This is a genomic window from Massilia putida (genome assembly GCF_001941825.1).
In the GTDB taxonomy this organism is placed as follows: Bacteria; Pseudomonadota; Gammaproteobacteria; order Burkholderiales; family Burkholderiaceae_D; genus Telluria; species Telluria putida.
This window is the reverse complement of the sequence record NZ_CP019038.1, coordinates 1,649,351-1,664,276: the sequence shown is the minus strand read 5'-3', so window position 1 is coordinate 1,664,276 and position 14,926 is coordinate 1,649,351. Positions and strand designations below refer to the sequence as shown.

The 14,926-nt window shown below is 67.5% G+C and carries 12 protein-coding genes; 5 read left to right on the top strand and 7 right to left on the bottom strand.

Going from position 1 to position 14,926, the window contains the following annotated elements:
- The first annotated feature begins 138 nt into the window (after positions 1 to 138).
- Together BVG12_RS09570 and BVG12_RS09565 are read left to right on the top strand one after the other, a co-directional pair.
- Positions 139 to 1,491, top strand: coding sequence for a 2-hydroxycarboxylate transporter family protein (locus tag BVG12_RS09570; RefSeq protein ID WP_083684842.1), 1,353 nt, complete (start codon positions 139 to 141; stop codon positions 1,489 to 1,491).
- 43 nt (positions 1,492 to 1,534) lie between these two features.
- Positions 1,535 to 2,512: a Bug family tripartite tricarboxylate transporter substrate binding protein gene (locus BVG12_RS09565; protein WP_075792195.1), complete on the top strand. Its 978-nt coding sequence runs from the start codon at positions 1,535 to 1,537 to the stop codon at positions 2,510 to 2,512.
- On the opposite strand, the gene BVG12_RS09560 is transcribed toward BVG12_RS09565, so the two are convergent.
- The 5 genes from BVG12_RS09560 to BVG12_RS09540 form a co-directional block, all read right to left on the bottom strand.
- A complete protein-coding gene (locus BVG12_RS09560; RefSeq protein WP_075792194.1) occupies positions 2,490 to 3,254 on the bottom strand; it encodes a type 1 glutamine amidotransferase domain-containing protein in 765 nt (254 codons plus the stop codon). The two genes, BVG12_RS09565 and BVG12_RS09560, sit on opposite strands and share 23 nt — an antisense overlap.
- Positions 3,255 to 3,305: 51 nt before the next feature.
- Positions 3,306 to 5,471 (bottom strand): FUSC family protein, encoded by a 2,166-nt coding sequence (locus BVG12_RS09555; protein WP_075792193.1) that lies wholly within the window; start codon positions 5,469 to 5,471, stop codon positions 3,306 to 3,308.
- A gap of 83 nt (positions 5,472 to 5,554) precedes the next feature.
- Positions 5,555 to 6,499, bottom strand: coding sequence for a hypothetical protein (locus BVG12_RS09550; RefSeq protein WP_156895598.1), 945 nt, complete (start codon positions 6,497 to 6,499; stop codon positions 5,555 to 5,557).
- A 15-nt stretch (positions 6,500 to 6,514) separates the two neighbouring features.
- Positions 6,515 to 8,008 (bottom strand): vanadium-dependent haloperoxidase, encoded by a 1,494-nt coding sequence (locus BVG12_RS09545; protein ID WP_075792191.1) that lies wholly within the window; start codon positions 8,006 to 8,008, stop codon positions 6,515 to 6,517.
- 158 nt (positions 8,009 to 8,166) lie between these two features.
- Entirely contained in the window at positions 8,167 to 8,643 is a 477-nt protein-coding gene (locus BVG12_RS09540; RefSeq protein ID WP_075792190.1) for an Lrp/AsnC family transcriptional regulator, read from the bottom strand.
- A 106-nt stretch (positions 8,644 to 8,749) separates the two neighbouring features.
- Here BVG12_RS09540 and ilvB point away from each other — a divergent pair, with 106 nt between their 5' ends.
- Complete coding sequence (ilvB, locus tag BVG12_RS09535) at positions 8,750 to 10,402, top strand: biosynthetic-type acetolactate synthase large subunit (RefSeq protein WP_370662832.1); 1,653 nt, start codon at positions 8,750 to 8,752, stop codon at positions 10,400 to 10,402.
- Between the two features lie 67 nt (positions 10,403 to 10,469).
- Here ilvB and BVG12_RS09530 read toward each other — a convergent pair whose 3' ends face one another.
- Entirely contained in the window at positions 10,470 to 11,138 is a 669-nt protein-coding gene (locus BVG12_RS09530) for a sigma-70 family RNA polymerase sigma factor (protein WP_075792189.1), read from the bottom strand.
- Between the two features lie 164 nt (positions 11,139 to 11,302).
- On the opposite strand from BVG12_RS09530, the gene clpP reads away from it, so the two are divergent.
- Together clpP and BVG12_RS09520 are read left to right on the top strand one after the other, a co-directional pair.
- Positions 11,303 to 11,914: an ATP-dependent Clp endopeptidase proteolytic subunit ClpP gene (clpP, locus tag BVG12_RS09525; protein WP_075792188.1), complete on the top strand. Its 612-nt coding sequence runs from the start codon at positions 11,303 to 11,305 to the stop codon at positions 11,912 to 11,914.
- 110 nt (positions 11,915 to 12,024) lie between these two features.
- Positions 12,025 to 13,446: a GGDEF domain-containing protein gene (locus BVG12_RS09520; protein ID WP_075792187.1), complete on the top strand. Its 1,422-nt coding sequence runs from the start codon at positions 12,025 to 12,027 to the stop codon at positions 13,444 to 13,446.
- On the opposite strand, the gene BVG12_RS09515 is transcribed toward BVG12_RS09520, so the two are convergent.
- Positions 13,443 to 14,888 (bottom strand): NAD-dependent succinate-semialdehyde dehydrogenase, encoded by a 1,446-nt coding sequence (locus BVG12_RS09515; protein ID WP_075792186.1) that lies wholly within the window; start codon positions 14,886 to 14,888, stop codon positions 13,443 to 13,445. The two genes, BVG12_RS09520 and BVG12_RS09515, sit on opposite strands and share 4 nt — an antisense overlap.
- Between the last annotated feature and the right edge of the window lie 38 nt (positions 14,889 to 14,926).

The following is a 14,926-nucleotide window of genomic DNA, read 5'->3' as shown; positions in this document are numbered from 1 at the left end:
ATTATGCCGCAACACGCTGAAAGCTAATTGAAGGGTTGCGTCGCTATAGTGGGCTCCATTCACCAGGCTGATCATCCGTATCACCGCATTCCATAACTACCAACGGAATGCCGCCTGGGCCAAGAAAGAGGAGCACATATGAATACGACAACGACGACCTACACCCCGGCACGCGCCGACGACAAGCCGGCCGGCACTTCCTTCGCGGGCATCTGCCGGCAAATCGCACGGGCCCGCATCGGCATCGTGCCGCTGCCGGTCTATCTGCTGCTGCTGGCATTGATTGCCGGCTTCGTCACCACCGGCAAGGTGCCGAACGATATCTGCGTGTCGATCGCGATCCTGACCGTCGGCGGTTTTTCGTGCGCGGAGCTGGGCAAGCGCCTGCCGTACTTCCGCAACATCGGCGCGGCCGCGATTTTTGCCACCTTCATCCCGTCCTACCTGGCGTTCAGCAAGCTGCTGCCGGCGCCGGTCCTGAAGAACGTCGTCGATTTCACCAAGTCGACCAACTTCCTGTACCTGTTCATTTCGTCCATCATCGTGGGCAGCATCCTGAGCATGGACCGCAACGTGCTCATCAAAGGCTTCGTGAAGATTTTCGTGCCGCTGGCCATCGGCTCCGTCGTGGCGGGCGCCGTCGGCACCGCCGTCGGCACGTTGCTGGGCCTCGGGCCGTACCACACGTTCTTCTACCTCGTCGCCCCGATCATGGCCGGCGGCGTCGGTGAAGGCGCGATTCCGCTGTCGATCGGTTATGGGGGCATCCTCGGCCAGGAACAGGGCCACGTGTTCGCCGAAGTCCTGCCGCCCGTGATGCTGGGCAGCCTGACCGCGATCCTGCTGTCCGGCATGCTGAATGCGCTCGGCAAGAAGCGTCCGCACCTGACCGGCAACGGCCGCCTGCAGCCGACGGAAGACGGCGACCTGCAGCCGCAGACGGAAACGTTCTCGGGCCAGTTCGACATCGGCAATATCGCGGCGGCCGGCATCACGTCCATCTCGCTGTACATGGTCGGCATGATGTGCTTCCGCCTGTTCGATTTCCCGGCGCCCGTCGCGATGCTGTTCGTGGCCGTGATGTTCAAGCTGTCGCGCCTCGTGTCGCCGCAGCTGCAGCAAAGCTCGTACATCGTCTACAAATTCTTTTCCACCGCCGTCACGTATCCGCTGCTGTTCGCGATCGGCGCGTCGATGACCCCGTGGGACAAACTCGTCGCAGCGTTCAACGTGGTCAACCTCGTCGTCATCGTCTCGACGGTCGCCAGCCTGATCGCCACCGGCTTCTTTGTCGGCCGCAAGATGAACATGTATCCGATCGAAGCGGCCATCATCAACGCGTGCCACAGCGGCCAGGGCGGCACGGGCGACGTCGCGATCCTCACCGCGGCCGAGCGCATGCAGCTGATGCCGTTCGCACAGATCGCCACGCGGATCGGCGGCGCCATCACCGTCACGCTGACCTTGTTGCTGATGTCGCAACTGCACTGAGCCGTCCACCGATGAAAGCGAGCCCGCGAGTATGATGGGGCCCATGAAAGCACTCCGCATCATCTTCCCGCTGCTCGCTGCACTTCCCGCCTCGGCGCCCGCCGTGGCGCGGCAGCCGGCCGAGGCCGAATGCGTCGTCCCGTCGAAGCCGGGCGGCGCGATGGATCTGACCTGCAAGCTGGCCCAGAAAGCCCTGCAGAGCAAGGCAGACAGCCCGAAACTGAAACTGCGCTATATGCCGGGCGGGATCGGCGCGGTGGCGTGGCACACGATCGTGTCGCAGCGCCGCGGCGAACCGGATACCATCGTCGCGTTTTCCGGCGGGTCGTTGCTGAACCTCGCCCAGGGCAAGTTCGGCAAGGCCAACGCCGACGACGTCCGCTGGGTCGCCGGGCTCGGCGTCGATTACGGCGTCATCGCCGTGCCCGCCGACTCGCCTTACCATACGCTGCACGACCTGATGAACGCGCTGCGGCGCGACCCGGAGAAGGTCGTGATCGGCATGTCCGGCACCATCGGCAGCCAGGACTGGATGAAGATGGCGCTGCTGGCGCGCCAGGCCGGGGTCGAACCGCGCCAGCTGCGCTTCGTCGCGCTGGAAGGCGGCGGCGAGGAATTCGTCGCGATGCAGGCCGGCTATGTCCAGGTGGTCTCGAGCGACGTCTCGGAAACGAGTATTTATACGGCTTCCGGCAAGGCGCGGGTGCTGGCCGTACTGTCCGAAAAGCGCCTTCCGGGTGCGATGGCCGCCGTGCCGACGGCGCGCGAGCAGGGCTTCGACGTGGTCTGGCCGGTGATCCGCGGCGTATGGATGGGACCGGACGTTTCCGACGCCGATTACCGCCGCTGGGTCCAGGCCTTCGACCGCGTCGAGTCCGCGCCCGAATTCGCGCGGATGCGGTCGCAGATCGGGCTGTATCCGCTGGCGCTCACAGGGGATGCGCTGACCCGGTATATCCGGCAGGCCGTCGCCGACTACAAGCGGCAGGCCCGGCAATTCAATCTGGTGCGCGAGCACTGATCTCCTGCGGTTCGGCCGCCGCGTGCTTGTTCCGGACGCGTTGCGCGGCCACGACACCCACCCCCAGTAATGCCAGACTGAGCATCGTGCCGAACGACGGCGCCGCGAGCCAGCGCAGCGACTGGTTCGGTTGCTCCAGCGGCTTTTCCTGCGGCGGGTCGGAGGACATGCCGGGCCCGTTCACTGTCGCCGCGGGCTCACCGGCGTAACACGGGATCAGCGCCTGCACGAACGCGGCCACGTCCTGCGTGCCCCGGCTCGTCAACACGTGCGCGTCGCGCACCACTTCCTGGTTCAGCCACGTGGCGCCCGCGTTGACGACGTCGTCGCGCACCCCGGGCCATGATGTCAGCGTGCGGCCGGTCGCGAGTCCGGCCGACACGAGGATCAGCGGCGCCTGGGACAGCAGGGCGATCGGCTTGCCCGCCGCATCGAATTGCCGCACGAACGCGCGCGCCTGGGCCGACTGCCGCAGGATGTCCGGGCTGACGTAGCCGCCGGGAATGAACAGCCCGTCGTAGTCCGACGCCTGCGCCTCGTCGATGGTCTTGTCGACGCGCGCGAGATCGCCGGGCTGGTGCATGTGCATGCCCCGTATGCGTCCGCGCCGCAGGGACACGAGCGTCACCTCGGCGCCGCATTCGGCGAGGGCCGCCACGGGCGTGTCGAGCTCCGCCTGTTCGAACCCGTCCGCCGCCAGTACCGCGATTTTTTTTCCGGCTAGTTTCTTGATTGTGTTCATGATCGCGTATCCACGCCAGGACCATGACTCACAGAGCGGCTTCGACGTCCTTTAGTTCCATCCGGCGCGCGCGGTTTTTGAAGCAGGTCGATGATCGGTCCGGCCGAGGACGTCTTCGATCGCGGCGCTGCTGAGCGCCACCTGCGCCGCATCCTGTTGCAGCAGGCGCAGCCGTCGCTGCAGCGGCGCCCAGCCGGGCCACGCCGCGATCCAGACCGTGCGCCCGCTGGACGCCGCCTCTTCCGCCGGCGCGGCCGCCCCGAGTGTGCTTTTCACCTTGGCGAACGCGTGCTCGAGCGCGGTGTCGACTTCCGCACGCGGCATGTCGTCGGCGTAGCGCAGCAGCAGCAGGCGCAGCGCCGCCATATGGGCCATCAGCAGATAATTCTGCACCGTAAAGCGGCTCAGCTCGGCGGGTGCGCGCTGCTGGGCCGTCGGCTCGTCGAGCATGCGGACCAGCAGCGAACTGAGATTGGCGAGGCTGTCCATGAAGCCCTTGCGGTGGACCCGGTAGTGGAAGTCGTCGACGGCGCGCCCCAGCAGCAGGTCGGCGGCGGCGTCGATGTATTTGCGGTTGGCGCCGGCCACCGCGCGCACCAGTTCCGGCAGGTTCTGGTATTCCCAGCTCGGCAGCACGTAGCTGAAAAAGGTGGCGATCAGGGTGCCGAGCAGCGTGTCGAGCAACCGCTCCTCGATGGCTCCGGCACCGTGCGGCACCGTCAGCCCGATCAGCAGCAGGGCCTGCATGCTGGCGGCGATGGCCGTGTAGCGGTATTTGATGGACAGGAACGTGGGACCGGCCGCCGTCGCCACGAACAGGAAGCCGATCAGCACGGCCGGCGCATGCACGACGTAGAGGATCGCGGCCGTGAGCATGCAGCCGATCAGCGTGCCGACGAGGCGGTCGGCGCGGCGCTGGCGGGTCATGCTGAAGCTGGGCTTGAGGATCACGGCGATGGTCAGCGCCGTCCAGTAGCCGTGCGACTGGTAGGGCAGCCATTCGGCCGACAGGAGGCCCACGGAAATCGCCATCGCCACCCGCAGCGCGAAGCGGAACGTGGGCGACGTCCAGCGCAGGTTGGACAGCAGGATGCCTATGCTGTAGCGCTGCTGGGTGAGGAAAGGCGTCAGGTCTCTGCCGGCCGCCATCGGCAGCGTGCCGTCGGACGTCGTGCTGGCGGCGTGCAGCCGCGCGATCATCGCGATCATGTCGCGGATCTTGTTCGACGTGGCGCGCAGCACCGCCTGCGCGTTGTAGTCGTCGCTGTCGGCCGGGGGGAGGGCGCGCAGCGCCGCGTCGAGGGCATCCAGCTCGTCCTGGTAATCGATGACGGCACGCGAGGGCCGGTTGCGCGTCATGGCATACGCCACCGATTCGATGTCGCGCGCCGCCTTGCCGATCAGGTCGCCCAGCAGCGGCAATACGGGGCTCCCGGCGAAATGCTGGCGCAGCAGGGCGTAATCGGTGTGCGTCGACAGGACCAGTTCGTACAGGTCGAACATGGCGTAGTGCACCCGCACCAGCACGGCTTCGTCCGCCTTGGGCTTGCCGCGCAGGACGAGGTCGCGCGACGCCTGCTGCCGCTCGGCCAGCGTGCTTTGCTGGCGCACGAGTTTTTCCATCTGCGCGGGCAGGGCGTTGGCGATGTCGTAGCAACCGGCCTTGATGCACGTGTAGGCCGCCAGTTCGTACAGCGCTTCGGCCAGCACCTGCTGCTTGAGGCGCCGCCGCAGGATCCACACGACGACCATCGCATACGTCATGTAGCCCGCGCCGCCGGCAAAAAACAGGGCGCCATGCCGCAGCGCCTGCAGCGGAGCGGCCGCCGCGTCGCTCGACAGCATCATCACGAACAGGGCGACGAACTGCAGCGGCATCGCCTTCCGGCCGTACACCGTCATCATGCTGGCCAGGAACGAGACGAGGACGATGACGGTGCGCAGCAGCCACGGCACGGGCGAACACAGGCTGACGAGCAGCGCCACCAGCGAACACGTCAATACGCCGGCCAGCATCTCGTTGAACTTGTGGCGCAGCGGGCTGGGCAAGTCCATCAGGCTCGTGCACAGCGCGCCCATGGCCACCGCCATCGCGGTCGGCAGGTCGGCGAAGGCGTAGGTGAGGAAGGTCAGGCCGACGACGCCGGTGGCGATCCGCAGGCCGGTGTAGAAATAATGGCTGAAGAAGAGGGTGCGGGGCGCGAGGGCATAATGCATGGTTTCGGTTCGCGCGTGGGCAGGCGCGGCCGGAAATGATGAGCCCATTATAGCGCCGCCGGGGGTATTCCAGCGCGCACGCGTCAGGCGCGATGCTCCCCCACGCGATCGGCGGACTCCGCGGTGCGCTGCAGCCAGCTTTCGCGACAATACAGGTATTCCCCGCGCGGGCAATTGGCGACATCGAGGCCTTCGCACAGCAAACCGTCGAGGGCGACGGTATTGTTGAGCTTTACCATCGTGCCCGTCTGTTCGAGGATGATCTGGCGGACGGGAAAGGCGACCCGGTAACTGCGCCCGATCGCATGGTGCATGGTCGGGGGAAAGTTGAGCCCGCAATTCCTTCCGTGCTCGTCGAGTTGCTTCCGGAGTTCTTCGATGGGCTTGAGCACGACCCATTCGTCGCGCCGCAGATCCAGGCTGCCCCGGCTCTTTTGCCCGGCCGCGCCGATGAGCTGGCGCTTCGGGTTGCCGCCGCTCGCCCGGCGCCGTAATGTGCGGATGAGAATGCGGACGAAGTCGGACAGCGACAATTCGCCCGCCACGATTTCGCGGAGCAAGGGCCGGACATCCCAGCGGTGCAAGGCCGTCGTCGCCGCTTTGAGCGCCGTCGACTGGCACGTGTAGCGCGGGCCGTCGCGTGTGGGCAGGCGCCGCAGGCGCTCCGCAGCGGCGGCGTCATCCGCGGACCATTCGGACTGCGCGACGGGAGCCGCCTCCGCCGGCGCCAGCCATTCTTTTTTCCAGAATAGTAGACAGGCACGATGACAGTGGTCGTGAAAGCTGCCGTCGCAGCGGGCGTCCTGCAGAAATACGGCATCCTTCATTTCGCGAAAGCCATGGCCGACGACACACGTCCTGCGAGCGCTTCGATGTACCCGGATATACGATCCGCAATACACCACCATTTCGGGCATGAACGGGAGTCCGTCGAGCTTTCCATCCGCATCCAGCGTCTTCCATATCTCACTCGGGCTTTTGACTCTCATGAGCTGCGCTCGAGGCGAACGCCACGTTTCACGCTTCATGTCGACCTCCCGGGCTCAGGCTTGCCCTGTCCAGTAACGCTGCGCCTTGTCGAACACGAGCGCACCGACTTTGCGGCCGAGGTCTTTTCCGGCGGTATTGGCGTTATCGAAGTGAATGCTGCCGTAGATGCGGGACAGGCCCGCTTCGTCCGCCGCGTCGCTGAACGTCGCCCAGCTCAGCGTCACGTCGGTGGACGGCAGGGACGGCTCGACCACCATCGAACGCGCCGGCTTCGTATAGCTGGCGCCGAACACGTCGCTGCCCGTGAAACGCCGCAGCACTTCCGCCGCGGCGGCGCTGAACGTGCTGTGACCGGACACATGTTCGGGGAAGGGCGGCGTCGGGAACGTGTTCGGCTGGTACGGCACCCACGTCTCGCCGGGAATCTGGCGCAGGCCGGCCGCCACGCCCGGCGTCCCGTAGCCCGTGATGGACTTGCCTTGCATCAGATAGCGGATGGCCGTGATCGGGCGTTCGGAATCGTAGGCACGCTTGGCATCCCAGGCGGCGATCGCCGCGTCGGACAGGGCATTGGCCAGCGCGAAAAACAGCAGCACGTCCTGGTCGTCGGTGTTGTGGTCGCGTTCCGACACGAACTGCGCCAACAGGCACCAGTGTCCGGGCGGCAGTTCGGATTTGGGGCCGTCCGCCCAATACTCGGCGATGACTTTCTGCCGTTCGGTGAGCGCGGCCTGCACGTCGAGGATGTGCTGCGCCTGCGCCGTGTATTCGGGCGTGCCGAATGCCGCGGGCGGGCCCGGGCGGTACTGGTCGGCCGAGGTCAGCGCGAACGGTGTCATGTGGTCCCAGCAGGCGGCGAGATAGCCGGGCGTCACGGTGGCGCCGGACGCGTCGGCGAACGTCAGCGGTTGCCAGTTGCCCGGCGCCGGCATGTCGGCGAGCGGGGTCGGTTGATCGACGACGAGCGCCGGGTTTTTCGGCGCATACCCCGTGTAATCCGCGTACGGTACCCCGGTCGGCGTGAGGTTGCCCAGCTGGTTGGCGCCGTCCTTGTGGCAATAGTCGAGCATGGCCGCCGCCAGCGCCTGGCCGATGCCCTGGGGCGAAGCGAGGTCCGCCGTGTTCGGGGTCGGGGCGTAGCCGAGGCTCGCCATATAGCTGTCGAACAACGCCTTTTGCGTGGGGAACTGGTCGATCAGCACGCGGTAGGCCGCATGGCTCATCGCCATGGCCTTGTTGACAGCCAGCTGTTCGTTTTCCGGACGCCGTACCGGCGGGCCATGCGGCGTCTGGATCGCGGTCGGACTGTACGCCGCCCACGCGTTGTACATGGTCGTATGCAGCACCGCGAGCGAGCGCGCGACCATCGGCGGGCCGGGCTTCACGTTGCGTACCGCCTGCAGCGCGGCCTGGTTCCAGCCGACCACGGCCTTCAGCTGCGGTGGTGCCGCGGCAATTGCCGGGGGCTTGTCGCCACCGCCACAGGCGGCGAGGGCGTTGCCGAGTGCGAATGCGCTACCCATCCTGAGAAACGTACGTCGCTCCATGTCGCGCTCCTTTGCTCGATGCAAGTGGATGCAGGTGTATGCGGCATGCATCCAGTATCGGGACGAAGGACGGGGACAGGATTGCGTTAGCTCAACCGGCTCCAGGGCGCGGATTGCGAATCATCGCGGCGCCGTCCGCGCGTTCGTGATAATCGGATTCAGATATCCAGCGGCGTGTCGACACGCTTGAGGGTGCGGAGCACGAAACTCGACTTGCTGTGGCGGATGCCGGGAATCTTGTACAGCTTTTCGCGCAGCATGCGCTCGTAATCCTTCGTGTTCTTGACGGCGATGCGGATGAAATAGTCGTAATCGCCCGAGATCAGCAACGCTTCCAGCACTTCCGGTATCTCCTGCAGCGCCCGCCCGAATTCGTACAAGGTTTCCTCGCTGTGGTTGTCGAGCGTGACCTGCACGATCACGGTGTCCTGGTAGCCGAGCAGTTCGAGGTCGACCTTGACGGTATAAGCCTGCAGCAGGCCGCTGTCGCTCATGCGCTTGATGCGGTTCCAGCACGACGTGCTCGACAGGCCGATGGCGCTGCTGATTTCCTGCAGGGGCGTGCGCGAGTCCTTGAGCAGGATGCCGAGGATGGTGCGGTCGTGCTTGTCGAAGGATTTTTCGTCAACATTCATATTTTCTTGAAATCTTTCATTAATGGCGCGTGAATATGCTGAAATTATGAAGCACTTTTATGCATGCGGTGAATAGAATTTAAGGGTCATCCTTCCCGAGATCCCAATGAACATGTTTCCCAAGAACGGCGCGCAATCGTTGCTGGACACGCTGGTCGCCTGCGGCGTCGATACCGTCTTCGGCTACCCGGGCGGGGCCGTCCTGCCCCTGTACGACGCGCTCGCCGCCGACGGCCGCCTGCGCCACATCCTCGTCCGCCACGAGCAGGCGGCCGTGCATGCCGCCGAGGGCTATGCGCGCACGACGGGCCGGCTCGGCGTCGTGCTGGTCACGTCCGGTCCCGGCATGGCGAACACGACGTCGGGCCTGCTCGATGCCCTCAGCGATTCGATTCCCATCCTCTGCATCAGCGGCCAGGTGGCGAGCAAGCTGATCGGTACAGGCGCGTTCCAGGAGTGCGACGCGCTCGGCATCGCGCAGACCGTCACCAAGTGGCGGGCGCAAGTGCGGGCGGCGGACGACGTCGCCGCGACGATCCGCCACGCCGTCGCGATGGCCACGCGGGGCAGGCCCGGGCCGGTGCTCGTGGACGTGCCGAAAGACGTGCAGGCGCAAGCGGTGCGCGCCGAGTCCGGGCGCATCGCCGTCACCGCCCCCGCGCACGCGGCACCGCCGCCGCAAGACCGGGTGGCCGAAGCGGCGGCACTGATCCGCGGCGCCCGGCGTCCGGTGTTCTACGGTGGTGGCGGCCTCGTCAATTCCGGCCCGGACGCGTGCGCGCTCTTCGCCGAGCTCGTGCGCTGGAAGAACGCGCCGTGCACGCTGACGCTGATGGGGCTGGGCGCGTTTCCCGCGTCGGCGCCGCAGTGGCTCGGCATGCTGGGCATGCATGGCACGGTCGAGGCGAACCTGGCGATGCACCACGCCGACCTCGTGCTGTGCGTCGGCGCCCGCTTCGACGACCGCGTGACGGGCGACCTCGACCATTTCTGCCCGGATGCGAACATCGTTCACATCGACATCGACCCGGTATCTCTCAACCGCATCGTCGAAGCGGACGTGTCCCTGCGCGGCGATTGCGCGGATGTGCTGGCGCGGCTGCTGCGGGCGCTCGGTCCGGCGAGCAATCCGCCGCTGGACGCCTGGTGGACGACCATCGAACGCTGGCGCGCGGCGCGCTGCCTCGCATTCCAGGCAAAGACTGATGCGATCGGACCGCAGCACCTGATGCACACGCTGGCCGGGCAACTCGCCGGCCGGGACGCGGTCGTCGCCACCGACGTCGGCCAGCACCAGATGTGGGCGGCGCAGTATCTGCGCTTCGACGCGCCGCGGCGCTGGCTCACGTCGGGCGGCGCCGGCACGATGGGGTATGGATTGCCGGCCGCGATCGGCGCGCAGGTCGCGCGGCCGCACAGCACGGTCGTCTGCGTCACGGGCGACGCGTCCGTCATGATGAACATCCAGGAATTGTCGACGGCCGTGCAGCATGGCTGTCCCGTCAAGGTGATCCTGTCCAACAACGGCTGCATGGGGATGGTGCGCCAGTGGCAGGAGCTCCATTACGGCGGGCGTTACAGCCACAGTTATTCCGAAGCCTTGCCGGACTTCGTCGCGCTGGCCCGCGCGTTCGGCTGGCGGGCGGCGCGGGTCACGCGGGGCGATGCGCTCGATGCCGCGCTCGCGGCGGCGCTGGCGGCGGACGGGCCGTATCTGCTGGATGTCGCCGTCGAGCAGACCGAAAACTGCTTCCGATGATCCCCGCCGGGCGCGGGCATCACGAGATCCTGCTCGGCAAGGGGCGCTGGTACGAGGACGTCGCCGCCTAGGCCGCCAGCAGGACGGCGTACGACGCATCGTTGGCGCTCGCGCTCGCACGCACGGCCATCGGCTGCGTCTCGCCGAGCAGGGTGACCATCGCCGGCACGTCGAGGCCGTCGAGCGCGGCGTGGAAGCGCCGGATCAGTTCGCGGCACAGCTTGTCGTCCGGCGCCGGGTCGTCCGCGCGCGCGCGCAGGCGCCGGCGTGCGCGCGACAGGTGCTGGCGCGCGGCCGCCGGCGTCGATCCGAGCGCCGCCGCGATGTCGGCGTGGTTGCAGTCGAAGACGTCGTGCAGCACGAGCGCCAGCCGCTCCGACGGCGACAGGCACGCGAGCAGACGGGCGAGCGCCTCGCCCAGTTCCGCGCGCCGCAGCAGGGCGTCTTCCGGCGGCGCGGGGTCGGCCTGCGGCACGAGTTCCAGGGCGGCGTGCGCCGCCAGCGCCTCGCGCACGCGGCGGCGCAGCCGGTCGATCGACTGGTGGCGGACGACGGTCGTCAGCCATGCGGCCGGCGTCGCCAGCGCGTCCTGCGCCGTGCCATGCCATTTGAGAAAACAGTCCTGCACGACGTCCTCGGCGTCCGCCTCGCTGCCGACGATGCGCAGGCTGATCGCTTTCAGGCGCGGACGCAGTCGTTCGAACAGGGCGGCGTCACTATCCGTGGTACATGGCATCGCGCTTCTCCTCGTTGCGGTGGTGGTGCCTCTTGACGCCTGGCGGCGCCCGGATGTGACACGCCGGCGATTTATTTTTTTGCCGTCACACGACGGCGGGTCGCGAGCGTCATGAGGGCAGCGGAGCGATACCGCGCTTCCACCGACCGAAAGAAAGGACCGTCATGACACCGCAGATTCCGCAAGGCCTCGGCCTCGTCCCCACCGTCATCGAACAGACCGGGCGCGGCGAACGCGCCTTCGACATTTATTCCTGCCTGCTCAAGGAGCGGGTGATCTTCCTCGTCGGCGAGGTGACGGAGCAATCCGCCAACCTGATCGTCGCGCAACTGCTGTTCCTCGAGTCGGACAATCCCGACAAGGACATTGCACTGTACATCAACTCGCCCGGCGGGTCCGTGTACGCGGGCATGGCCGTGTACGACACGATGCAGTTCGTCAAGCCGGACGTGTCGACCTTGTGCACGGGATTCGCCGCCAGCATGGGCTCGTTCCTGCTGGCGGCGGGCGCACGCGGCAAGCGTTACGCGTTGCCGAACGCCCGCATCATGATCCACCAGCCGCACGGCGGCTCGCAGGGCGTGGCGGCCGACATCGACATCCAGGCGCGCGAGATGCTGTACCAGCGGCACCGGCTGAATACGATCCTGGCCGAACGCACGGGGCAGACGCTGGCGCGCATCGAGAAGGATACCGACCGCGACCGCTATATGTCGGCGGCCGAGGGGGCGGAATACGGGTTGATCGACCGGGTCTTGACGGGGCGGGAGCGTTGACGTTGCGTCCGGAATACGTTCCGATATGGAACGGATAGTTTCCATATGGAACTGTGCTAATCTGGCCGCACGATTGTCTTTCCATTGCCGCAGTCCGGTCCATACCGCGCATGCCATCCCAACCCGCCGTGAACCCCGGCCTCGACCTGAAAGACGCGCTGCTCGTCGGCGCGATCGTGTTCGCCTGTTCCATTTTCGGCATCCACACGGCCCCGCCGGGCGTGCTGGCCGCGTTCTGGCCGACGAACGCCGTCCTGGTCGGACTGCTGCTGCGGCGCGCCCATCCGCCCCGGGCCGCGCACTGGCTGCTCGCCGTCGCCGGCTATATCGTTGCCGACTTGTACATGGACCACGGCTGGCCCAAGACCTTGATGCTCACGTCGACCAATATGCTGGGCGTGACGGTCTGCTACCGGCTGTTCGCGCGCCTGAGCGACGATGTGCGCGGCTTGCGCCATCCGCGCTCGATGCTGCGCTTCGTGCCGGTGGCCATGAGCGGCGCGGCGGCCGCCGGCGTGGGCGGCATCTTCATCCATCCCGCGCTGTTCGGCGGCACGCGGGCCTACGGGTTCATGTTCTGGTTTGCGACGGAGCTGGTGAGTTACATCGCCATCCTGCCGGTGCTGCTGACCATGCCGGACCTCGTGCGCCGCATGACGGGCCCCCGCCGCCGCGGCGACTGGCACCACTGGCGGCCCGAACAGCTCGCGCCGCTGGCCGCCTTCGCGGGCAGCCTGTGGCTGGGCACGCAGCTGGGCGGCCCGGGCGTGATTTCCTTTCCGATTCCCGCGATGCTGTGGTGCGCACTGACGTACAGCCTGTTCGCCACGGCCGGCATCACGCTGGTGTTTTCGATGTGGACGTTACTGGCCATCGCCAGCGGCGCCCTCGTGATCGGCGCGCCGGTCAACACCCCGCAGGCGGTCATGTCCCTGCGCGTGGGCGTGACCCTGACGGCGCTGGCGCCCCTGGCCGTCGCGAGCGTGATGGTCGCGCGCAACGAGCTGCTGGCGCGCCTGCAGCACGCGGCGTCGCACGATCCGCTGACGCAGGTCCTGAACCGCGGCGGCTTCATGGCGCGCGCCGACAGCGTGCTGGCGGCATCCGCGCAGGCGCAGTGGCCGGCGGCCGTGCTGATGATGGATATCGATTTTTTCAAGAAGGTCAACGACACCTACGGCCACGCGGCGGGCGACGAGGTCTTGCGCGGGTTCGCGCGCATGGCGGCGGGGTGCCTGCGCAGCGGCGACGTGCTGGGCCGCCTGGGCGGCGAAGAGTTCGCCGTGCTGCTGCCCGGCTGCGGCGTCGAGGACGCCCGCGCCATCGCGCAGCGCATCTGCGACGCGTTCGCGGCGCACCCGGTGGCGCTGGCCGACGGCGTGCGTCTTTCCGCCACCGTCAGCATCGGCCTGGGTTGCTGGAACGCGCCCGGGACGCCGGTCGGCACGATGCTGTCAGCGGCCGATGCGGCGCTGTACCGCGCCAAGCACGACGGGCGCAACCGCGTCGTGCTGGACGCGGCGGCGGCTTAAACGCCCACCATCGACACCGCCTTCGTGTTCAGGTAGGACTCCAGCGCCTCCGGACCGCCTTCGGAACCATAGCCCGAATCCTTGATGCCGCCGAACGGCAGCTCGGCGCTCGGCGTGGCCGGTTGGTTAATCCACAACATGCCCACTTCCACGCGGTTCATCAAGAGGTGCGCGTTCTTGATCGAGCGCGTGAACGCGTAGCCGGCCAGGCCGTACGGCAGGCGGTTCGCTTCGGCGATCGCGTCTTCCAGGCTGTCGAAGCCGCGGATGCCGGCGACGGGGCCGAACGGCTCGTCGTTGAAGATGGACGCTTCCAGCGGCACGTCGGCGAGGATGGTCGGCGCGAAGAAGTTGCCGGCGTCGCCCACGCGCTTGCCACCGGTGGCGACGATGGCGCCGCGTGCCTGCGCATCTTCGACGACCTTCGTCATCGCCGCCACGCGGCGCGCGTTGGCGAGGGGCCCCAGCGTGGTCCCTTCGGCCAGGCCGTCGCCCAGTTTCAAGCCTTCCGCATGGGCGACGAAGGCGCGCGTGAATTCGTCCTTGATCGCGTTGTGCACGAGGAAGCGGGTCGGCGAGATGCAGACCTGGCCCGCGTTGCGGAACTTGGCGGCGCCGGCGGCCTTGACGGCCAGCGCCACGTCCGCGTCCTCGGCGACGATCACCGGCGCGTGGCCGCCCAGCTCCATCGTCACGCGCTTCATGTGCGCGCCGGCCAGCGCGGCCAGCTGCTTGCCGACCGGGGTCGAGCCGGTGAACGTCACCTTGCGGATGACCGGGTGCGGGATCAGATAGCCCGAGATCTCGGCCGGATCACCGAACACGAGGCCCACGACGCCCGCCGGCACGCCCGCATCGACGAAGCACTGGAACAGCGCGGCGGGCGACGCCGGGGTCTCTTCCGGTGCCTTGCACAGGAACGAGCAGCCGGTGGCCAGCGCGGCGGCCAGCTTGCGCACGATCTGGTTGATCGGGAAGTTCCACGGCGTGAACGCGGCGACCGGGCCGACCGGCTCTTTCAGCACCAGTTGCTGCGCCTGCGGATTACGCGCCGGCACGATGCGGCCGTACACGCGCATGCCCTCGGCCGCGAACCAGTCGATGATCTCGGCGCCGGCCATGGCTTCCATCTTCGCCTCGGCCAGCGGCTTGCCCTGTTCCTGGGTCAAGAGGCGGGCGATGTCGCCGGCGCGCTCGCGCAGCAGGTTCGCGGCGCGGCGCATCGTGGCGGCGCGCTCGGCCGCGGGCACGAAGCGCCACGCTTCGAAACCTTGCTGGGCGGCGGCGAGGGCGCGGTCCAGGTCGGCGATAGCGGCGTGGGCAACCGTGCCGATCGCCTGGCCGGTGGCCGGGTTCACGACCGGGATCGTCTTGCCGCCGGTGGCGTCGACCCATTCGTTGGCGATGAGGAGGCGGGTGTCGGGGTAGCTGGAAGTCGTCATGGAAGCGTCGTTTCCTGTTGTCAGTGGTGGTTGCATAT

Coding starts and splice junctions, on each gene's coding strand:
- BVG12_RS09520 (WP_075792187.1), top strand. CDS start 12,025: ATGCCATCCCAACCCGCCGTGAACCCCGGCCTCGACCTGAAAGACGCG.
- BVG12_RS09570 (WP_083684842.1), top strand. CDS start 139: ATGAATACGACAACGACGACCTACACCCCGGCACGCGCCGACGACAAG.
- BVG12_RS09565 (WP_075792195.1), top strand. CDS start 1,535: ATGAAAGCACTCCGCATCATCTTCCCGCTGCTCGCTGCACTTCCCGCC.
- BVG12_RS09560 (WP_075792194.1), bottom strand. CDS start 3,254: ATGAACACAATCAAGAAACTAGCCGGAAAAAAAATCGCGGTACTGGCG.
- BVG12_RS09555 (WP_075792193.1), bottom strand. CDS start 5,471: ATGCATTATGCCCTCGCGCCCCGCACCCTCTTCTTCAGCCATTATTTC.
- BVG12_RS09515 (WP_075792186.1), bottom strand. CDS start 14,888: ATGACGACTTCCAGCTACCCCGACACCCGCCTCCTCATCGCCAACGAA.
- clpP (WP_075792188.1), top strand. CDS start 11,303: ATGACACCGCAGATTCCGCAAGGCCTCGGCCTCGTCCCCACCGTCATC.
- BVG12_RS09530 (WP_075792189.1), bottom strand. CDS start 11,138: ATGCCATGTACCACGGATAGTGACGCCGCCCTGTTCGAACGACTGCGT.
- BVG12_RS09545 (WP_075792191.1), bottom strand. CDS start 8,008: ATGGAGCGACGTACGTTTCTCAGGATGGGTAGCGCATTCGCACTCGGC.
- ilvB (WP_370662832.1), top strand. CDS start 8,750: ATGAACATGTTTCCCAAGAACGGCGCGCAATCGTTGCTGGACACGCTG.
- BVG12_RS09540 (WP_075792190.1), bottom strand. CDS start 8,643: ATGAATGTTGACGAAAAATCCTTCGACAAGCACGACCGCACCATCCTC.
- BVG12_RS09550 (WP_156895598.1), bottom strand. CDS start 6,499: ATGAAGCGTGAAACGTGGCGTTCGCCTCGAGCGCAGCTCATGAGAGTC.